At 47.9% G+C, this 17,671-nt stretch carries 13 protein-coding genes; 4 read left to right on the forward strand and 9 right to left on the reverse strand.

The annotated features are described in order from the left end of the window. Positions 1 to 9 precede the first annotated feature (9 nt). On the reverse strand, positions 10 to 2,721 hold the full coding sequence (locus AB3N00_RS25480; RefSeq protein WP_413037069.1) for an S-layer homology domain-containing protein: 2,712 nt from the start codon (positions 2,719 to 2,721) through the stop codon (positions 10 to 12). Positions 2,722 to 3,096: 375 nt separating this feature from the next. Between AB3N00_RS25480 and AB3N00_RS25485 the strand changes: the two genes are divergently transcribed. Both AB3N00_RS25485 and AB3N00_RS25490 read left to right on the forward strand, forming a co-directional pair. After that, positions 3,097 to 5,406 (forward strand): helix-turn-helix domain-containing protein, encoded by a 2,310-nt coding sequence (locus tag AB3N00_RS25485; RefSeq protein WP_413037070.1) that lies wholly within the window; start codon positions 3,097 to 3,099, stop codon positions 5,404 to 5,406. 64 nt (positions 5,407 to 5,470) lie between these two features. After that, positions 5,471 to 7,111, forward strand: a complete 1,641-nt coding sequence (locus AB3N00_RS25490; protein ID WP_413037071.1) for an extracellular solute-binding protein — start codon at positions 5,471 to 5,473, stop codon at positions 7,109 to 7,111. Between the two features lie 134 nt (positions 7,112 to 7,245). On the opposite strand, the gene AB3N00_RS25495 is transcribed toward AB3N00_RS25490, so the two are convergent. The 6 genes from AB3N00_RS25495 to AB3N00_RS25520 all read right to left on the reverse strand — a co-directional run bounded on the left by AB3N00_RS25495 (position 7,246) and on the right by AB3N00_RS25520 (position 14,275). Then, positions 7,246 to 7,485 (reverse strand): YezD family protein, encoded by a 240-nt coding sequence (locus tag AB3N00_RS25495; protein ID WP_413037072.1) that lies wholly within the window; start codon positions 7,483 to 7,485, stop codon positions 7,246 to 7,248. Positions 7,486 to 7,708: 223 nt separating this feature from the next. Further along, positions 7,709 to 8,584, reverse strand: a complete 876-nt coding sequence (cysW, locus tag AB3N00_RS25500) for a sulfate ABC transporter permease subunit CysW (RefSeq protein ID WP_413037073.1) — start codon at positions 8,582 to 8,584, stop codon at positions 7,709 to 7,711. 39 nt (positions 8,585 to 8,623) lie between these two features. Further along, on the reverse strand, positions 8,624 to 9,460 hold the full coding sequence (gene cysT / locus AB3N00_RS25505; protein ID WP_413037074.1) for a sulfate ABC transporter permease subunit CysT: 837 nt from the start codon (positions 9,458 to 9,460) through the stop codon (positions 8,624 to 8,626). A 79-nt stretch (positions 9,461 to 9,539) separates the two neighbouring features. After that, positions 9,540 to 10,619: a sulfate ABC transporter substrate-binding protein gene (locus tag AB3N00_RS25510; protein ID WP_413037075.1), complete on the reverse strand. Its 1,080-nt coding sequence runs from the start codon at positions 10,617 to 10,619 to the stop codon at positions 9,540 to 9,542. A 472-nt stretch (positions 10,620 to 11,091) separates the two neighbouring features. After that, positions 11,092 to 12,900, reverse strand: coding sequence for a rhamnogalacturonan lyase (locus tag AB3N00_RS25515; RefSeq protein ID WP_413037216.1), 1,809 nt, complete (start codon positions 12,898 to 12,900; stop codon positions 11,092 to 11,094). 319 nt (positions 12,901 to 13,219) lie between these two features. Beyond that, the gene (locus AB3N00_RS25520) at positions 13,220 to 14,275 is read right to left on the reverse strand and encodes a lactonase family protein (RefSeq protein WP_413037076.1); all 1,056 of its coding nucleotides are present in this window, start codon (positions 14,273 to 14,275) and stop codon (positions 13,220 to 13,222) included. Between the two features lie 215 nt (positions 14,276 to 14,490). Here AB3N00_RS25520 and AB3N00_RS25525 point away from each other — a divergent pair, with 215 nt between their 5' ends. Both AB3N00_RS25525 and AB3N00_RS25530 read left to right on the forward strand, forming a co-directional pair. Then, complete coding sequence (locus AB3N00_RS25525; protein ID WP_413037077.1) at positions 14,491 to 15,393, forward strand: AraC family transcriptional regulator; 903 nt, start codon at positions 14,491 to 14,493, stop codon at positions 15,391 to 15,393. Between the two features lie 138 nt (positions 15,394 to 15,531). Next, positions 15,532 to 16,215 (forward strand): S-layer homology domain-containing protein, encoded by a 684-nt coding sequence (locus tag AB3N00_RS25530; protein ID WP_413037078.1) that lies wholly within the window; start codon positions 15,532 to 15,534, stop codon positions 16,213 to 16,215. A gap of 150 nt (positions 16,216 to 16,365) precedes the next feature. Here AB3N00_RS25530 and AB3N00_RS25535 read toward each other — a convergent pair whose 3' ends face one another. Next, on the reverse strand, positions 16,366 to 16,992 hold the full coding sequence (locus AB3N00_RS25535; RefSeq protein ID WP_413037079.1) for a nitroreductase family protein: 627 nt from the start codon (positions 16,990 to 16,992) through the stop codon (positions 16,366 to 16,368). 201 nt (positions 16,993 to 17,193) lie between these two features. Then, a complete protein-coding gene (locus AB3N00_RS25540) occupies positions 17,194 to 17,652 on the reverse strand; it encodes an Rrf2 family transcriptional regulator (RefSeq protein ID WP_413037080.1) in 459 nt (152 codons plus the stop codon). Positions 17,653 to 17,671 lie beyond the last annotated feature (19 nt).

The following is a 17,671-nucleotide window of genomic DNA, read 5'->3' on the forward strand; positions in this document are numbered from 1 at the left end:
CCCTTTTTTTTATTTTGCTACAACATGTGCAATGATGCGATCCTTTTCGTAAGTGACTTGAACGTCATAACCATCCGCAGTTACGTGATCGAATTCACCTTGGATTGCATTAGCCGTAATCAACGTGATATCTTTGGGACCTTCAATCTTATCGTTGGACAAGTCCAGATTGAGGCTTCCTCCATCGAGAAACAGCTTTTTGCCAACATGAATTTGACTGTGATCATCGTCCATAACCAGTTCCAACGTTCCACTGTCCATGGTAAAGTTTCTATTTAACTTTAATGCGCCATCTGCATGAACGACAACCGTTCCATTTTCCACATAAAGATCACCATGACCAAATGCAGTAGCAGATTCAGCCACCAGCGTTCCTGCTTGCAGCAAAGTTCCGCCTGTGTAGCTATTATTTCCTGTCAGGGTAAGTGTTCCTGTTCCCTTTTTCGTCAGCATTCCACTGCCGGAAATGTCGTTTCTCCACCAATCCTCTGCATTAAAGCGCCCTTTGGAAGCATCCATATCCACGGTTACGTTGTCCAGGAATGCACCGTAGCCATCCGCTGCCGTCACTAAATCCAGTCTGCCCCAACCTTTTGATTCATCCAGTACCGGATAACCGGAGTCAATGGATGTGGTATACAATACTTCTCTGCGCTGCTCATCGGTCAAATAAGGCTGACGTGTTTTTAATAGAGCCTCTGCACCTTGCGGTACCACGGGAGCTAAACCTTTGATTCCTGTTTGCGGCAGACCATACGTGAGCTTCTCTCTGTAGAAGGCTTTATTCGCGTCATGATCTTCCCATTTCTTTTCATCATATGCACTTTTGAACGTATAATCCTCTGTTACCGTGTGTGCATATTCGTACAAACTCATATTTTCTTCCTGTGCTAATGCCCCAAATACCTCTCCTGCATTTTCATATGCCTTTTCCATCAATTCCTGATTCTCTTCCTTATTGAATGCATAGGCAGTCATTGCTGTAGCTTGTATCCTTGCACCGATCACATCAAGCGGCGAGTGCATCCCGGTTACAATTCGATTTTCACCCATTTGGGCTGCTCTCGTTAAGAATTCAGAGAATCGTTCTGGTGTAGCGTAGGCAAAAGGAAGTACGGACAAGTACGAAGCACTTGTATGTCCGCTTGGGTATGCTCCGTCCTTTCCTCGTCCATCCTCCGCTATTCTTCTTACATAACTTAATGCTGGAATAATTTCAACGTTACTTTCGTATTGTTGGAAATGCTTTTCTCCTGTTGTTTTGGTTCCTCCTGAGGCCAAAGGCTCTTCAGTCACTTCGCCTTTACCCAATGTTTCCCACACGGCTAAACCACTCTCATCGACTACCTCTTTCACTTCGCCGTTTGAATTCATTCTCCATGGTCTTGGAGACGAGTAGAAGTATTTTGAGGGATTGGAGGATGAAGGGATTTTGAATCGAACCAAATCCACCAGAGCTACCATGTCTGCAAGCTCTGTCTTCGTCCAATCACTTCCAATTCCCTGGCTTTGGTCTTCCGCCGTTTCTTCCGTCAATACAACATCCATCTCATTGATATCTCTTTCGACACTTGTCGTTGGCTTGACGATGTCTACATAAGTGTTAGCCAGCGGCCCGAAAGCTTCCATCATACTGTAGATCTTATCTCTTTGATCATCATAATAGGCGGCTAACGCTTCTTCATCCGTGCGATTTTGCGTAACATCTTCTACATATTTGATATTAGCCACCCAAGTCGCCTTATTACGGATTTCTTCGTTCGCGAATGTTTTCTGGTCTGCGACGGCTGTTTTTGGATCATTTTTAAAGCCATCATAATACGGGGTCGGTCCATCTCCATACTTGGCAACCTCTCCCTTTGCTCCCGGCTTCGTTGCGGCTGTCCCTTCTCTCCATTCTGACTGGTTCATGGACCAGACTTGTTCAAAACCGTCCAAAATATCAATAAACGGATTCGTTGCCGCGATATTTTTCAACGTGCCGTCTTCCGCATTGCCTCCATCTTCGACTGCAGATAAACGAGCTTCTTCGGCAGGGGCTTCAACGTTCAGCACGCTTGTTGTTCCCTTTGGCTTAGATGGTTTAGCATCCGTATTAGCGTCCATTTCCAGAGCATTCACAAGTGCATTTACGGCTTCTGCACGAGTGATTGATTGAAGAGGTTTGAAGCTTCCATCTGCATATCCAGCTATAATTTCTGCCGCTGCGGCACCACCTACAGCTCCTTTGCTCCATTCCGCAATAGAAGAAGAATCACTGAAGGCATTCGCAGCTTCCTCATTCAGTTCCAGGTTTAGAATTTCAACAATAATCTTTGCCGCTTCTTGACGTGTGATCGGATTTTGAGGCTTCATCGTTTGATCCGTATAGCCATCCATATATCCAGCCGCATTAGCGACAGAAACGGCCTGGTAATACCATGCATTTTCCGAAACATCGTTAAAGTTAATGTTAGATTGTCCTGTATATCCAAAAGCGCCATTCACCAAATTCATAAATTCTGCTCTCGTAATAAAGTTGTTCGGTTTGAAGGAACGATCCAAGTAACCTTGAATCAAGCCTTTATCACCCCAAGCCTGAATGTTTGCTTCTGCCCAGTGTCCCTTAATATCAGAGAACTGAATATTCGAATTGGCTGCATAACTCTGATTGGCAAACGTCGGGCTCACCATAGACAACATTAGAAGTAATGCGAGTGATTTTTTTAGTGGTTTTCTCATAGCCTGCAAGACACGCTCCCATTATCGTTAATTATTTTTTCGATTGCACCAGCTTTTCGACTGCACCAGCAAATGATGAGAAAGTCTCCATTCAGATGTCTGATCTGCCGTTACTGTAGCATTGGGGGGAGTCTGGCATCTATAGAACAAATTCCGCTTTATATCAAAATCGTACGATTTGGAGCCTGCATTCAAAGAAAAAAAGATCGAATCCGACATTCGTTATCCGGATTGCAGTTGTTTGTAAATTTTCATTAACCGAAAGTAAATTTTCAGGACTGATTTTGTTAAATTTCGATCAATATGATTTCTCGTCCTTGGCCTATTATATAATGATGAAGTTGTCCAGAAACCTATTGTGAAGGAGGAAAAAGGATGCGCAAATACTTCCAGTCCGTGAGATCCAGGATGGTTTTTTCCTATCTCGCCATCGTCCTCGTGATCGCGCTTCTTTTCGGTTCAATCTTGTATCTCTTCTTCTCCAATCAATACAGCAAAGAGATTAGAAACGCCAAGCAGCTTTCGCTCAAAAATACCGTCAATTACATAGAAAGTTCTGTCATCCAGAAGGTGAATCAGGTCTATCTGTCTCTGGCATTGGGCAGCTCCGTCAATATTGATCTGGATCGCTTACAAGGAAACCATGGCAAAATTCTGGACATTGAGCAGTTACTCAAAAAACAGGTCCAAAATTATTCCGACCTAATCCAAGCCATTCATTTGTACGATACGGAGAATCATTTCATGATCTCATCTGTACACGGACTCCTGCTCTATGAGAATTCATCCTCCAGTGAGGATAATATGGCCGATTGGATTGTTGCGATGAAAGAGACCGAAGAGAATTCCCTATGGATGCAGACGCGCATGGTCCCTCAGGATGCTTATATCCAATCACCTGAACCAAACAACATGAACTCTCTAATCTCCTATGTCCACAGTTACCCGTTTCAATCTTCGGGACAAGACAGTAAGGTCATGATTGCCATTGATATCAAAGAAACTGCGATAAGTCAGATCATTAAAAATATGCTTCCTGCTGACTATGAAAGTACATTTATCATCGATCAGGATGGAACCGTTATTTCTGCAGCGGATAAATCCTTGCTGGGCAGCTCGAATACAGAAAATCCGATTCAGTCCCGGCTCTCTGATCATTCTTCGGATGAGGGCTTTTCGCACATATTTGACCATGGCTCTTATGTCATCTCCCAAGATCAATTTAAAGGCACTGGATGGAGGATTTACACGGCCACACCCAATAAAAACTTCTATTATAAACTGGACAGCTTGAAGGAGGTCTCGGTCATTCTTTGCTTACTCGCTGTTGCGGTCGGGATTGCCATGTCGTCCATCTTTACAGCTGCCAACTATAGCCCTTTGAAGCGACTCCTGAACAATATTAAGAGCCGGATGGATAGCCCAACCAGCTTAAAGCAGGACGAATACCGGTTCATCGATACAGCAATCAACAGTCTTTCCAGCAAGGTCGATAGTCTTGAAGAAACCCTGCAGGCCAATCACAGAATGATTAAGCACAGTATCATGCTGAATATGTTACATAACCGATTCACACCGGAGGAGCTTGCTGAGCAGCTGCAATCGGTCCAAATTTCGATGTCATACTCCCGCTTCCGCTGTATCGTCATTGACCCCGTGAGTGAAAAGTGGAAAAAACTTCAGCCGCGACAGCTGCAGCATACGTTGTACACGATCATCCAGCAGCTGGAGATGACAAATATCGATGAAACTAGGCTGCTGGCAGAGGAATTGCAGGATCATAAAATAGCGGTGATCATCTGTACCAACCAGCCTGGGGAACCTCTCACCGATCACATTGTGGGATCTATTCACGCTGAGGCGAAAAGCAAATTCGATCTCGAATTTGCATTATCATTAGGCGGTTGGGTAGACCATTTCACGAAGATTCATACAAGCTACCATGAGGCCAACATCCTGATTAAATACAGCTATTTCTTTCCGGCTCTGTCTGCCGTACAGGATCTTGATCTTCTGAACCGGGAAACCAGCACCTTGGAAATACCAGACTCGTACCTTGCAAACGTTGAAAAAAAATTGCAGTCCCGTGATGTGGATGGTACGATCCTGGCCATTCAGGACGTGGTATCAACCTTCAAGGAAGGCATGTATTCAGCCGAGTACAGTCGCATTATTTTGTTAAAAATGATTTCCATCTACGCTGACTGCATCAGTCAGGTGCGTTGGCAGCCCGCTGAGGCCAGCTCAATGAATCTGTACAAGCAGTATTCATCGCTCTACAATATCGACCGGTATTCGGAATGGCTGATTCATCTCGTAACCGAGTTTGTTACGCATATGGAGAAGCGAAGCGAGGTAAGGAGCGTTGATACGATCTCGGCCGTCAAAGCCTATGTCCGCGAGCATCTTTCGGGTGAACTCACCCTGGATCATGTGTCTGAACAAGTGTTTATCAGCCCCAAATATCTCAGCAAGATTTTCAAGGAAGAAACCGGTATCACCTATTCCGAATATGTTACGAATCAGAGAATGGAACGTGCACGGGAACTCATTGCACAACGAGAATTTACCATCGAGCAGGTCGCGAGTACAGTCGGTTACCGTACGCCCGCTTATTTCATCAAGAAGTTCAAAGAAATTCACGGCTGCACGCCGAAAAACTTCATGCGCAGCCTGATGCACTGATGCGTCGATAAGTCATCACGTCATTGGACATTATCCAGAAATCCAAAAATGAGAAGGAGCTGCTATGAACCCCAACCTTTCGAGAGCTCTACGTCTATTTATTACATCCCTTGTCCTCATCGTATTCATAAGCGGCTGTGCCGATATAGGGGAACAAGGTGCACAAGTACAGCTGCCGAATCATGTGGAGAACTCTGAGAAGGAGACCGAGCCACGTTACACCATTTCCTGGACAATGCATCATAATGCGCCTGTTCCTGAGGATGCAGAGATGATTGCATATCTTGAGGATCTTTTTGATGTCAATCTGGAAGTGTGGAACCTTGAGAACAAGCGCTATGAGGATCTGTTGGACCTGGAGCTTGCTCAAGGGAACATACCGGATCTGTTCCGGATCAGGCAGCCACAAGATTTGCTTAAATATCAAATGCAAGGGGTGTTAGCAGAAATTCCCCAGGACGTACTTGAAGAACATGCACCTAACATTGTAAAGCGAATCCGTGATTATGATTCACGTTACTTGGAGTACGGAGAAATAGACGGCGCCTTATATGGAATTCCGGTCGTCAATCAGACCAACATCTACCGGACCCCTGTCGTATATCGAAAAGACTGGCTGGAGCAACTCGGACTGGAAATTCCGACAACATTAGAGGAATTCGAAACGGTCATGTATGCTTTTGCCAAAGGTGACCCTGACGGAAATGGTAAAGAGGATACATATGCCTTATCCAAAGAGGGCTTGAATGTCGTGTTTGGCGCTTTTGGACAGTCCGTTTTTACCGAACAGCTGTATTTTAATGAAAAAAATAACCAACTCGTGATCGGCGCTTTGGAGCCTGAGATGAAGCAAGCCTTGGTTTATCTGCAAAAGTGGTATCGGGACGGGATTATCGACCCTGAGTTTATAACCGGAGAAAATAAAGGGGGCTATAAGCATTTGTCCCATGCTTTTATCAATAGCAGAATTGGGATGACCTCGATGGGCAACTATTATCATTGGACTCAAGACGGAGATTATAGCGTCCTCAATGAAAAGGGCGAAGAAATCCCCGTAGGAGCCATGTTCAATGTCCATGAACTCCTACAGAAGAACGCATCCGCAGGCGTTGAATTCGGTCCTCCCGTTATCGGGCCTGATGGGCACAGCGGGGCAAAAGGTTACAATCTGCTGATGAGTTTTATTACGATTGGAGCCGATGCGGTGAAGGAGCCCGGAAAACTGGAAAAAACGCTCGAAATACTTGATTATGTCAGTGCAAACTCCGATCCCGTGGAGCAGATCAAAATGGAGTATGGCTTCCCAGGAAAACACTGGGACTGGAGCGCTGCATCTTCAGGGGAGTTTCACATTCTCCCCCCATATAACAGCATGGAGAATTACACCAACATGATCGGCTCCAGTATCGGCATGACTGTTCCAGGTGTACCCTCCGGCAAACGTGAGCAGTGGGCTGCATCCATCGGGTTGACAGAGAACGGTATTTATAATCACCTGGAGGTTGCCACCCCTGCCCTGATTCAATATTCAACTGAGTTGATCAACATGAGAGACAGAGCGTACATCTCCATCATCACCAGCGATCAGCCTGTTGAGAGTTTCGATACCTTTGTGGAGGAATTCATGGAAGCAGGTGGGCAACAGGTGCTGACTGAAGCGAATGAATGGTATAACGGGCATATGGAGATAAGTCCCACGAAATAGTTTGGCCCGCTTGATAAGCATGAATTTCCCGTGAATTACTGAGAGTCTACGCGTGTTTTTTGGAAGAACATATTGGCAATTCACACCAAGCAATTCTCTGCCACCATCCTTGCTTCCTGATCCCGCCTCACTCTCTATCCCTTGGCGTTCGCATTCGATCCGCGCAATGAACGGGGTGAGGTACTTCGTGCAGTACTGCCGGATTTGGAGGCGCTGCCTGAGGGCGTGTTTTCAAATCGTTTGCGTTCCGTTCGCTCCATCTGCACAATCTGACCTTCATGTACAACGATGTGAAGCGAGCCAAACTCCATGTCATTCAGTTGTCCGGCAATTCGATCCATCCAAACCTCATCCACTTTTAACGGCTTAGCCATATTGAGCCGCCTCCTCTTCCCGGGCTGCTGCCCACTATATTATTAACACATCATCATTCGTTCGAATTATAATTCATTCTTATCCAACCTATATACTTGGTTTATACATTAGCAGGGCTTCCAGTAGCTGTCAATCTGTATTTCCAAGAAACCTAACTGAATTTTCAAGACCTTAGCAACTCGCCCGAAAAAGTTGGATTGGATCCCCTTTTCAAGCTCTCGTTCACTTCTCAGAAACCGCTCTATGTCCTAGCCAGCTCTTGAGCAGCAACGTAGCCAAAGCCAGGATCAGCAGGAGGGAAGCGACAGCAAATGATGCCGAGAACTGATACTCGTTATACAAAATCTCGACATGAAGCGGCAATGTATTCGTCTCTCCGCGGATATGTCCCGAGACCACAGATACGGCTCCGAACTCGCCCATCGCACGGGCATTACACAGAATGATGCCATACAGCAAACCCCATTTGATGTTGGGCAGCGTGACATTCCAGAAGATTCGCCAGCCGGAAGCTCCGAGTGTAACCGCTGCTTCCTCCTCCCGCGTACCCTGATCCTCCATTAACGGGATGAGTTCCCTCGCAACGAAGGGAAAGGTAATAAACAACGTCGCAATCACTATGCCGGGCAAGGCAAAAATAATTTTGATATCATGCTCTGCCAGCCACGGTCCAAACCAGCCATTTGAACCAAATACCAGCACAAAGATCATCCCGCCCACAACAGGCGAGATCGAAAAGGGTAGATCAATCAGCGTGATCATAAGTCCCTTTCCCTTGAACTGAAACTTGGTAATGACCCACGCAGCAGCTACACCGAATATCGTATTCAGCGGTACGGTAATTGCCGCAACCAGCAGTGTCAGCTTCAGGGCCGACATGGCATCCGGTTCAGTAAGAGCAGCGATGTAGACGCCCCACCCCTGCTTCAATGCCTCCATCATAACCATAATTAATGGCAAAATGAGAAGCCAGAGAAGTACCAGACTTGCCAGTCCAATCAACAGCCATTTGACCCATGGAGCCTCCGTGGTTGCCCGGTTTCTCTCCGGCCCGCTTCGCACGCGGGGGGTAGGCGTTAATGGAACGGAACCCGCCATAATCTGTACCTCCTTTTGGTTTAGGTTGGCTTATTGCGTCTAAGCCCGGCCTGCCTTCCTGCTCCATCGCTGAAGAGAGTTGATCACCAGCAGCAGGACAAAAGAAACCAGCAGCAGCAGCAGAGCTACAGCCGTCGCTCCCGCATAATCGAACTGCTCCAGCTTCGCCATGATCAGCAGAGGTGCAATCTCCGTTTTCATCGGCATGTTGCCCGAGATAAACACGACCGAACCATATTCTCCTATACCTCGGGCGAATGCCAGCGCAAATCCGGTCAGCAGCGGCGGAATCAGGTCGGGAAGCAAAATGGTCCGAAAGATTCGCCACCTTCCCGCTCCCAGCGTAGCCGCAGCCTCTTCCACTTCTGCCTCCAGCTCCTCCAGAACCGGCTGCACCGTGCGTACAACAAACGGGATCCCGATAAACATTAGTGCCAGAGTAATACCTGCTTGCGAATAGGCCAGCTTGATGCCCAGGGGCTCCACAAGCTGCCCAATCCAGCCATTCCCCGCATACAGTGCCGTAAGAGCAACACCCGCCACTGCAGTAGGCAGGGCGAATGGCAGGTCAATCACCGCGTCAAACAAACGCTTGCCTGGGAACTCATACCGGACCAGCACCCAAGCCAGGAGCAGCCCAAGGACCAGATTAATCAGGGCAGCCGTGCCTGCAGTCAGGAAGCTAACCTTGAAAGAAGCAAGCACCCGAGGGTTACTTGCCGTTTCAATTAGCGTGGCCCACGTCAGTCCCGTGGAGTTGAAGATCAGCGCTGCCAGTGGAATAAGTACAACCAGGCTCAGGTAGAACACACTGTACCCCATGGTTAATCCAAAACCCGGCAGTGTGCGTCTTCGGGCCACCATCAACTTGCTCATGGACGTTCATCCTCTCTGCCTTCAGCCGGTAGGGCTGGTTGGCCGCTTACATGGTCGTGCGCTTTGTTTGTATCAAGCATTAGCTGCCTGGAACGTAAATCTGATCAAAAATCCCACCGTCATTAAAATGTTTGGCCTGTGTATCCCGCCATGTGCCGAATACATCCTTCAGGGTAAACAATTCAACCTCCGGGAACTGGTCTTTGAATTTCTCCTTTACACTGTCCAGCGTTGGGCGATAATAATTCTCCGCGGCAATGGTCTGCCCCTCTTCGCTGTACAGGTATTTCAGATAGGCGTCTGCCACTTCACGGCTGCCTTTTTTGTCTGCATTTTTGTCCACGATCGCAACCGGAGGCTCAGCCAAAATGCTAACGGAAGGTACAACAATATCAAATTTGTCCGGACCCAGTTCTTTTACCGATAAAAAAGCTTCGTTCTCCCAGGCAAGCAGCACATCGCCGATCCCACGCTCTACAAACGTTGTCGTAGAGCCGCGTGCCCCGGAATCAAGTACAGGCGCATGCTTGAAGAGTTCACCAACGAATTCCTTTGCCTTCTCCTCATCATTGTTGTTTTTCTTCAGCGCATATCCCCATGCCGCCAGATAGTTCCAACGCGCTCCGCCGGAGGTTTTCGGGTTCGGGGTAATCACCTGGGTATCCCCTTTGATGAGATCATCCCAGTCCTTGATGCCTTTCGGGTTGCCCTTGCGTACCAAGAATACAATGGTTGAGGTATACGGGGAGCTGTTATGCTCGTATTTATCCTGCCAACCCGCATTGATCAGCCCTTTATCTTCGATTGCATCGATATCATATCCGAGCGCCAGCGTAACGATATCCGCGTCCAGGCCATCAATCACGGAACGACTCTGTTTGCCTGAGCCGCCGTGCGACTGTTTGATCGTCACTTCCTGGCCTTTCTCTTTTTGCCAATACGCCGCAAACGCCTTGTTATACTGCTCATACAGCTCCCGCGTTGGATCATAGGACACATTCAGCAGCTCGATGGCTTTTGCACCTTCATTGCCACTGTCCTGCCCTCCGGATGTTCCTGCCGCATTGGAGCCACCACTTTCTGCGCCGCATGCCGCCAGTACCCCTGTTAACACCAGTGCCAGACCAACCAGAATACCCTTATGAATTCTCTTTTTCATCAACAACACTCCCCCCAAAATGATCTGCAATGACTACCTCAGGCAGGCTGAACAGCATGGAACGCACCGAAAAAAAAGCAAAAGACGGAGGAACCACCCGCACACTTCTCCCTCACAAAGTCATGCCGACCTTCGGTCGTGCATGCTTCATCCAGAGATGATGTGCTGCGGTGTTCCTCCGTCTATACGGTGAGAACGTTATTCTGTTCAGGTGCTCTAATCTGACTGTAAATGACCGCTCCCGCAATGGTTAAAGCAATCATTTTTATTATTCCTACCTGTTTAGTAAGTTATATGCATATCATAAGGGCAGCCCCTTGGCCTGTCAAACGTTTTTTCCGATTTTTCCCGAATTCACAGTAGGCAAAAAAGAAGAACAACAGACTACTGCCGTTGTCCTCCCTGTCAGCAGAATAACTTATCTTGAATAGCTACCTGCTCTACCCTGCCTGCACTAGATCACGTTTCTCTCTTATCTGCCTGCATAATGAATAATGGGTACCGGAGGTGTACTCATGCCCTCACCCAAATAAAAACCGGTGTGCGGCGGTTGGTTGTAGGCCACATTTTGCCATGCGATACCCAGTCGGTACACCGGATCATGCATCAGGGTATACAGGCGTTTGTCCGTAACTGCGGTTGTGGTGTAGATCCGCAGAGCAGAGCTATCATTTGTACGCCAAACCACTTCCTCTCTCCAGTCCCCGAACAGATCAGCCTGCAGATTCGGTGTGGATTTCGTTCCGTTATTGGAGGAAACACCTGAAGCTGTCAGCAAATTAACCGTTTTGCTGTTGGCATAGTCCCACTTGTCGATTCGGTTGCTGTCCAGCAGCTCCCGCAGCAGATCCCCGTCCCACCAGATGCCAAAATTCGTGGATGAAGGCAAGGTTGTCCCAATCTTCTGTCCTTTGGCTGTATACAAACCGCCGTCCGCCCAAACTTCGGCACCTTTGTACCTTGGATCAATATCTGCTGCCATGCCGCGTCCGATATCCTTCGTTGTTGGTATGCCCCAGATCAGCTGCCCTGTACGTGCATCACGGAATTCAACTCCCGCATTGGATGGTGTCTCATGGACCTGGAATACTTCAAGCCCCGCACGATCCGGGTCCAGATCACTCAGATGCATCGCGTCCCCATGTTTGAGCCCTGTCGTGTATAAACCCTTTCCGTTATCATCCACCGCCATAGCGCCATAGATAATTTCATCCCTGCCATCTCCATCGACATCCGCGACGCTCAGATTATGGTTGCCCTGTCCTGCATAACCGGAGTTTCCGGACGTGTTGGAATCAAATGTCCACTGCTTGGTCAGCTGCCCGTTCCGCCAGTTGTAGGCGACGAGCACAGTACGCGTGTAATATCCACGTGCCATGACCAGACTTGGACGTTCTCCATCCAAATAGGCAATCGCTGCAAGAAAACGATCTACCCGATTGCCATAATTGTCTCCCCAATCGGAAACATTTCCACGCGCCGGTTCATAATTCACCGTGGAGAGGGCTTTACCCGTCTGGCCATTGAAGATGGTAAGGAATTCGGGCCCGGATAAAACATAGCCGCTTGTATTGCGGTAATCCTTACTGGCATCGCCGATGACTGCACCCGTACCATCCTTGCTGCCATCAGCCGTTTTCATCGCTACCTCGGCTTTGCCGTCACCATCCAGGTCATACACCATGAACTGGGTGTAATGAGCACCTGCGCGGATATTTTTGCCCAAACCGATACGCCACAGGCGCGTTCCGTTCAATTTATAAGCGTCGATGAATACCTCCCCGGTATAGCCGCTCTGGGAATTATCCTTGGAGTTGGAAGGGTCCCACTTCACGATCAATTCATACTCACCGTCTCCGTCGAGATCGCCTGCACTGGCATCATTGGCGCTATACGTATACGCTACTCCATCCGGTGTAGTCCCGCCGGCCGGTACACTGAGAGGTACAGACAGGTAGTTGTTACCCCAAACGCTGGCTGCCGCCGAAGCAGCTTGTTCTGTTCCGTTTACTACGGCTCGAACCGTATATTTGGAACTGCTTGTCCCGTTTGTATCCTGAAGGTTCGTGCTATTGGTTATTGGAGACGTGTTCACTTTGGTTCCATCCCGATACACATTGAACGAAACGTTGGATCCTTCCGTTCCCAGAAGACGCCAACTGACAAATACACCCGTCCCCGTCTTCACCGCAATCACCCCACGGTCCAAAAATTCCATCTGACGCGTACCTGCCGCCTGAGTTACAGGAGCGTTACCCAGTCCAAATGAAGTAATCAACATCGCTGAGCTCAGCAGGGATATTCCCGCAGTCCGTAAGATACGTCTCCATGATCGATTTAACATAGAATAGCAGCCTCCCCAAATAAATTGGTAAGCCCGTTGTCCCATTAGCGTCATCTTTATGTAAGCGCTTTAATACATTTATTTTAAATTAAACATATAATTCCATCTATAGGTCTAAATTAGTAATTTTCTTTAATTCTACAGTTATTTTGTTCAGAATGATTTGATAATCAAAAAAGCTGTAGGATCATGTATAAATACATGATCCTATAGCTTTTAAGGTGTCAATCCATGTTCATTCTTAATTCATTGCACTTCAGACTACTGGGGTAATACATACCGGACGGGACACTTCCAGCTTGAATCCGTTGTGCGTCAAACGCCCGTCTTCCCCATTGATCTGAAATGCAACAATATTATTGCTGTCCTGATTGGCCACCAGCAGAATGCCCCCTGGCAGCAAATTAAAATTACGAGGTGTTTGACCAATGGTAGATGTCCACTCAACAGCTTCCAACTTTCCGGATTCCTGATCAATGTGATACAGCACAATACTGTCATCACCGCGGTTCGAAGCATACAGGAAGCGGCCACAAGTGGATACCCGAATATCTGCAGCCGTTCCTTCTCCCGAATGCCCTTCAGGCAGTGTGGAAATGTGCTGCAGCGTATTGAACTCGCCTCTGCGTTCATCATACATGAATGCCGTAACAGTATTGCTTAACTCGTTAATGACGTACGCCCACTTCGCGCTCGGATGAAAAACCAGATGTCGTGGTCCTGAACCTGGGGGCTGGTTCGTCTCACGGTGAGTTACCAGACGGCCTTCTTCCATACGGTAGACAATAATCTGATCCAGACCAAGATCACAGACAACCGCATACTGTCCGGAGGGATCCGGCTGAATGGAATGAGCATGTGGTCCTTCCTGGCGGTCATCATTCTTCCCTCTGCCGGTATGTTCAACCAGTGCACTCATCTCTCCAAGGGTCCCTTGATCCCCTACCGGAAATACATTTACACTACCGCTGCTGTAGTTGGAAGCAAGCACCCACTTGCCATCATTCGTGACAGACACATAACAGGGTGATGCCCCCTTGGTCAGCTTGCGGTCCATAAGATGCAGTTCACTCGTTGCCTCATCCCTGCGGTATACCAGCAACTCTCCTTCGTCTGTTTCACTCGCCACGTACAGACAGTTTGCATCTGGACATAATGCGAGATACGATGGGTTGTCCACCCCCTCGGTGTGATTGACGATTCGCATCTCGCCTGTATCTGCATTCAACGCGCACAAAACAATGCCTGGTTGATCCGCCGACGCATAAGTACCTATATAAAAAAATGTTTCATTGGTTACTGTTGGTTCCATATCTCTCATCTCTCCTTCTTCTCATAATTCTATGTCTATCTTGCTTCATGATTCGTCGCATACTCTGGATTGTTGGCTCCACTATGATGTACTTACCCAATTCATCGGCTTCTGCTTCACTCGATTATACGCAGCAACAAGAATACCATGATGATTTTGTGAACGCTTGCAGATCTATCATTGACTCCCCCATCCTCCCTCACCATAATACAAGTATGAGACTTTACAACCAAACAACCACACTGCGTAAATCCGTTGGATTCCGAATGCAAAAGCTCATCGTACTGCCAGATCCGCTATTGGAAGAAGCAGCACGCTACCCTGTCACCTCAGGACTATATGTCACCGATATCGGCTACTTCCATGAAGCAAAGCATCATTACCGTGATCGACCTGAAGGATGTGCCTCTCATATACTAATGTATTGTGTTCAAGGCACAGGTTGGTATGTATTGGATGGCAGCAAGCGCCATGATGTAAATGCGGGCGACCTGGTCATATTGCCTGCAAATAAGGCTCATATCTATGGGGCCAAGGCGGCGGAGCCTTGGAGCATCTACTGGATTCATCTGCGCGGTGAGCACGCCCTTACATATATTGAACCACTTCTGACAGATCACATCTCCACTATCGCTCCAGTCAAAGCGCAGAAATGGCTGGAGCTGTTCCACGAATGTTATGATGTACTCGAAACGGGATACTCGCTGCAAACCATGATATATGCTTCCCAGATTGTTGGCTACATGCTTGGGCTGCTTGCCTACGGTCAGGGAGCAGGTGGCAGCATGGTCAGCAGCAAACGGGCGGCGGAACAGTCTGTCCAGTATATGCTGGAACATCTGGAGGGCAGCGTTACTCTGAAAGATCTGGCAGCGCAAGCCCGATTATCAGTACCTCATTATTCACAATTGTTCAAACAGGCAACCGGACATTCACCCATCGATTATTTTCTGCGACTCAAAATCCAGCATTCCTGCCGTTATCTTGATTTTACCGATTGGACCGTGAAACAGATCAGTTCGGAGCTTGGGTTCAAGGATCCCTACTATTTCTCTCGCTTGTTCAGCAAAATGATGGGACGTTCGCCCACGGAATATCGCAACAAAACCAAAGGTTAGACGGGCAGCCCCTGTTACCTGAGATTCAATATGAATTCATTGGAAAATTGAAGCAACCTTTTAAAGATAGGGGTCGTCTATAGGGGCAAATAGCTTTTATACAAAGGGAAAACCCCTGGAAAAGTGAGGCGATCCAACATGACCAAAAATATGATAGCCACTTTAACTGCCGGAGCTCTGCTCACACTCTCTCTGTGTGCTGGCCCGATTAGCGCTGCTCAAGCCGGATTTACTGACATTCAGGGTATTGCGGGGGCCGACAAGATTGAATCCCTGCACCAGGAGGGATGGATCAAAGGAGTGAGCGACAGCTTGTTCAAGCCCGAACAGCAGTTAAACACCGCTCAGGGAATACAGTTTATCGCAGATGGTCTCGATCTGAACCTGGATGCGATTCGTTTTGTCAAGGAACCGCTCCCGAGTGATTCCTTCAGCAACGTGAAGGACGGTGTATGGTACAGTGATGCCTTTATCCGTGCCAAATATAATGGAATTCAAATGGCTGAGGACATTGATCCAGCCAAGGAACTGACGCGTGAACAATTCACCCTCTTTCTGATGCAGGGCATTGAAGCCAAAGGCGGTCTGCCGATGATTAACATCAAACCGGTGGATATTACAGATGAACAGGAGCTTACTCCTGAGTATCAGGGCGCCATTCAGCGTTCTTTGGTTCTAAAAATCAATACGCTCGATGCGGACGGCAATTTTAATCCGAAGGAAACCATCACCCGTGCAGAAGCGGCGGTCATGATGTACAATGCTATTGAGTACATGGAAAAATTTAACGCACCGAAGATCCCCGAAACACCTGAAAAGTAGAACATAAAGTCAACGGAAAGCCTTGAAGATTGCTCGCCTGAGCCATGAAACCCTTACTCGCCTTCCATAGCAAACAGCCGCATGCTCCCTGAGGGAACATGCGGCTGTTTATATTGAGTCTATACCTTAGACGGATACAAGGTTTTTCTTTTAGAAAGAGCCTCTAACCACTACGTCAGACAACGGGAAACGACCCGCCGGACGAGCTGGTTGTGCTGCTTTACCTACCGTGATTAACAATGTAGGTACGTAGCGTGCAGGAATGTTGAATGTTTCGATTAGTTGCTGCGGGTTATAACCACCCATTGGGCATGTATCATAGCCAAGGGAACGTGCAGCCAGCATAATGTTTTGCGAAGCAAAAGAAGCATTGCGGATGGCTTCGTCACGAGCTATTTGCGGGCTTTGATAAGCACCGTTGATTTGGCCAACCAATGCGTCGCGAATTTCAGGCTTCAAGTGGCCTGCTTCAACAGCCTGATCATAGATCACGGCATTGCGGTTGGCTTCGAGGTCTCCAAGTACTGCGATCGTAACGGAGCTGTCTGTGATTTGACTTTGGCCATAGGCGATCGGCAGCAATTTAGCTTTGTCCGCTTCGGATTCAATCACAAGGAATTTCCAGTGCTGCAGGTTCCATGCAGACGGTGCTTCGGAAGCTGCAGTCAGGATCGCAGTGAGATCCTCCTCGGGCATAACAAAACCGGCTTCATATTTCTTGACTGAATGACGTTCGTTAATCACGCGCAGTGTTTCATTGTTTTCAATACTGGACATTCATTCCACTCCCCAAGTGTTTTTTAGTATATCTATTGTTTCAATTTATGTTCGCAAGGCCATATCAAGTGATCTCTACGAGGTACCCACCTTCCGAAAATAACATCAGCGCAGACGATTGCACCCATCTGTGTTCACGTTATGCCCGGAATAACCTGAACCATCCATGAATCTCATTCACCGGGACAACGTGCATTTCTTCTAATCGTTCGACGACAATCCATTCTTGGACGAAGAGCATGCGCCCCCATCTCCGATACGATGCTTCACATCCTCAATTGATATACTGTCGAAATAGGAAGTCAGCGCTTCCTCACCACCATCGTAGATACTCCCCATGACGTCCTGCATGTTGGAAGAAACAATACAAGTGGAACCCGACTCTCCGGAACACCAATTGGGGCCAAGTGAGCCGCCTGCAACCAATCGGTACAGTTCCCCAAGCTTGATTTCACCGCTCGGGCGACTTAGCAAGTATCCGCCATGTGCACCTTCCTTCGTGGTCAGATAACCGTGCTTCCGCAGCACACTAAGGACCTTGCGTACTCTCGCCGGATGTGTACCCACACTCTGGGACAAGTCTTCACTGTTTGCCATGCATTCATCCTTCATGGACAGAAAGACAAGGCAATGGACGGCAATGGTAAATTCACTGTTCATAACTTACTCCCTTCCCGGC

Source organism: Paenibacillus xylanilyticus, assembly GCF_047246825.1.
GTDB classification, from domain to species: domain Bacteria; phylum Bacillota; class Bacilli; order Paenibacillales; family Paenibacillaceae; genus Paenibacillus; species Paenibacillus xylanilyticus_B.

What these genes read in the sequence shown, in the direction of transcription:
- AB3N00_RS25480 (WP_413037069.1), bottom strand. Translation starts at nt 2,721, where the DNA reads ATGAGAAAACCACTAAAAAAATCACTCGCATTACTTCTAATGTTGTCT.
- AB3N00_RS25485 (WP_413037070.1), top strand. Translation starts at nt 3,097, where the DNA reads ATGCGCAAATACTTCCAGTCCGTGAGATCCAGGATGGTTTTTTCCTAT.
- AB3N00_RS25490 (WP_413037071.1), top strand. Translation starts at nt 5,471, where the DNA reads ATGAACCCCAACCTTTCGAGAGCTCTACGTCTATTTATTACATCCCTT.
- AB3N00_RS25495 (WP_413037072.1), bottom strand. Translation starts at nt 7,485, where the DNA reads ATGGCTAAGCCGTTAAAAGTGGATGAGGTTTGGATGGATCGAATTGCC.
- cysW (WP_413037073.1), bottom strand. Translation starts at nt 8,584, where the DNA reads ATGGCGGGTTCCGTTCCATTAACGCCTACCCCCCGCGTGCGAAGCGGG.
- cysT (WP_413037074.1), bottom strand. Translation starts at nt 9,460, where the DNA reads ATGAGCAAGTTGATGGTGGCCCGAAGACGCACACTGCCGGGTTTTGGA.
- AB3N00_RS25510 (WP_413037075.1), bottom strand. Translation starts at nt 10,619, where the DNA reads ATGAAAAAGAGAATTCATAAGGGTATTCTGGTTGGTCTGGCACTGGTG.
- AB3N00_RS25515 (WP_413037216.1), bottom strand. Translation starts at nt 12,900, where the DNA reads ATGTTGATTACTTCATTTGGACTGGGTAACGCTCCTGTAACTCAGGCG.
- AB3N00_RS25520 (WP_413037076.1), bottom strand. Translation starts at nt 14,275, where the DNA reads ATGGAACCAACAGTAACCAATGAAACATTTTTTTATATAGGTACTTAT.
- AB3N00_RS25525 (WP_413037077.1), top strand. Translation starts at nt 14,491, where the DNA reads ATGAGACTTTACAACCAAACAACCACACTGCGTAAATCCGTTGGATTC.
- AB3N00_RS25530 (WP_413037078.1), top strand. Translation starts at nt 15,532, where the DNA reads ATGACCAAAAATATGATAGCCACTTTAACTGCCGGAGCTCTGCTCACA.
- AB3N00_RS25535 (WP_413037079.1), bottom strand. Translation starts at nt 16,992, where the DNA reads ATGTCCAGTATTGAAAACAATGAAACACTGCGCGTGATTAACGAACGT.
- AB3N00_RS25540 (WP_413037080.1), bottom strand. Translation starts at nt 17,652, where the DNA reads ATGAACAGTGAATTTACCATTGCCGTCCATTGCCTTGTCTTTCTGTCC.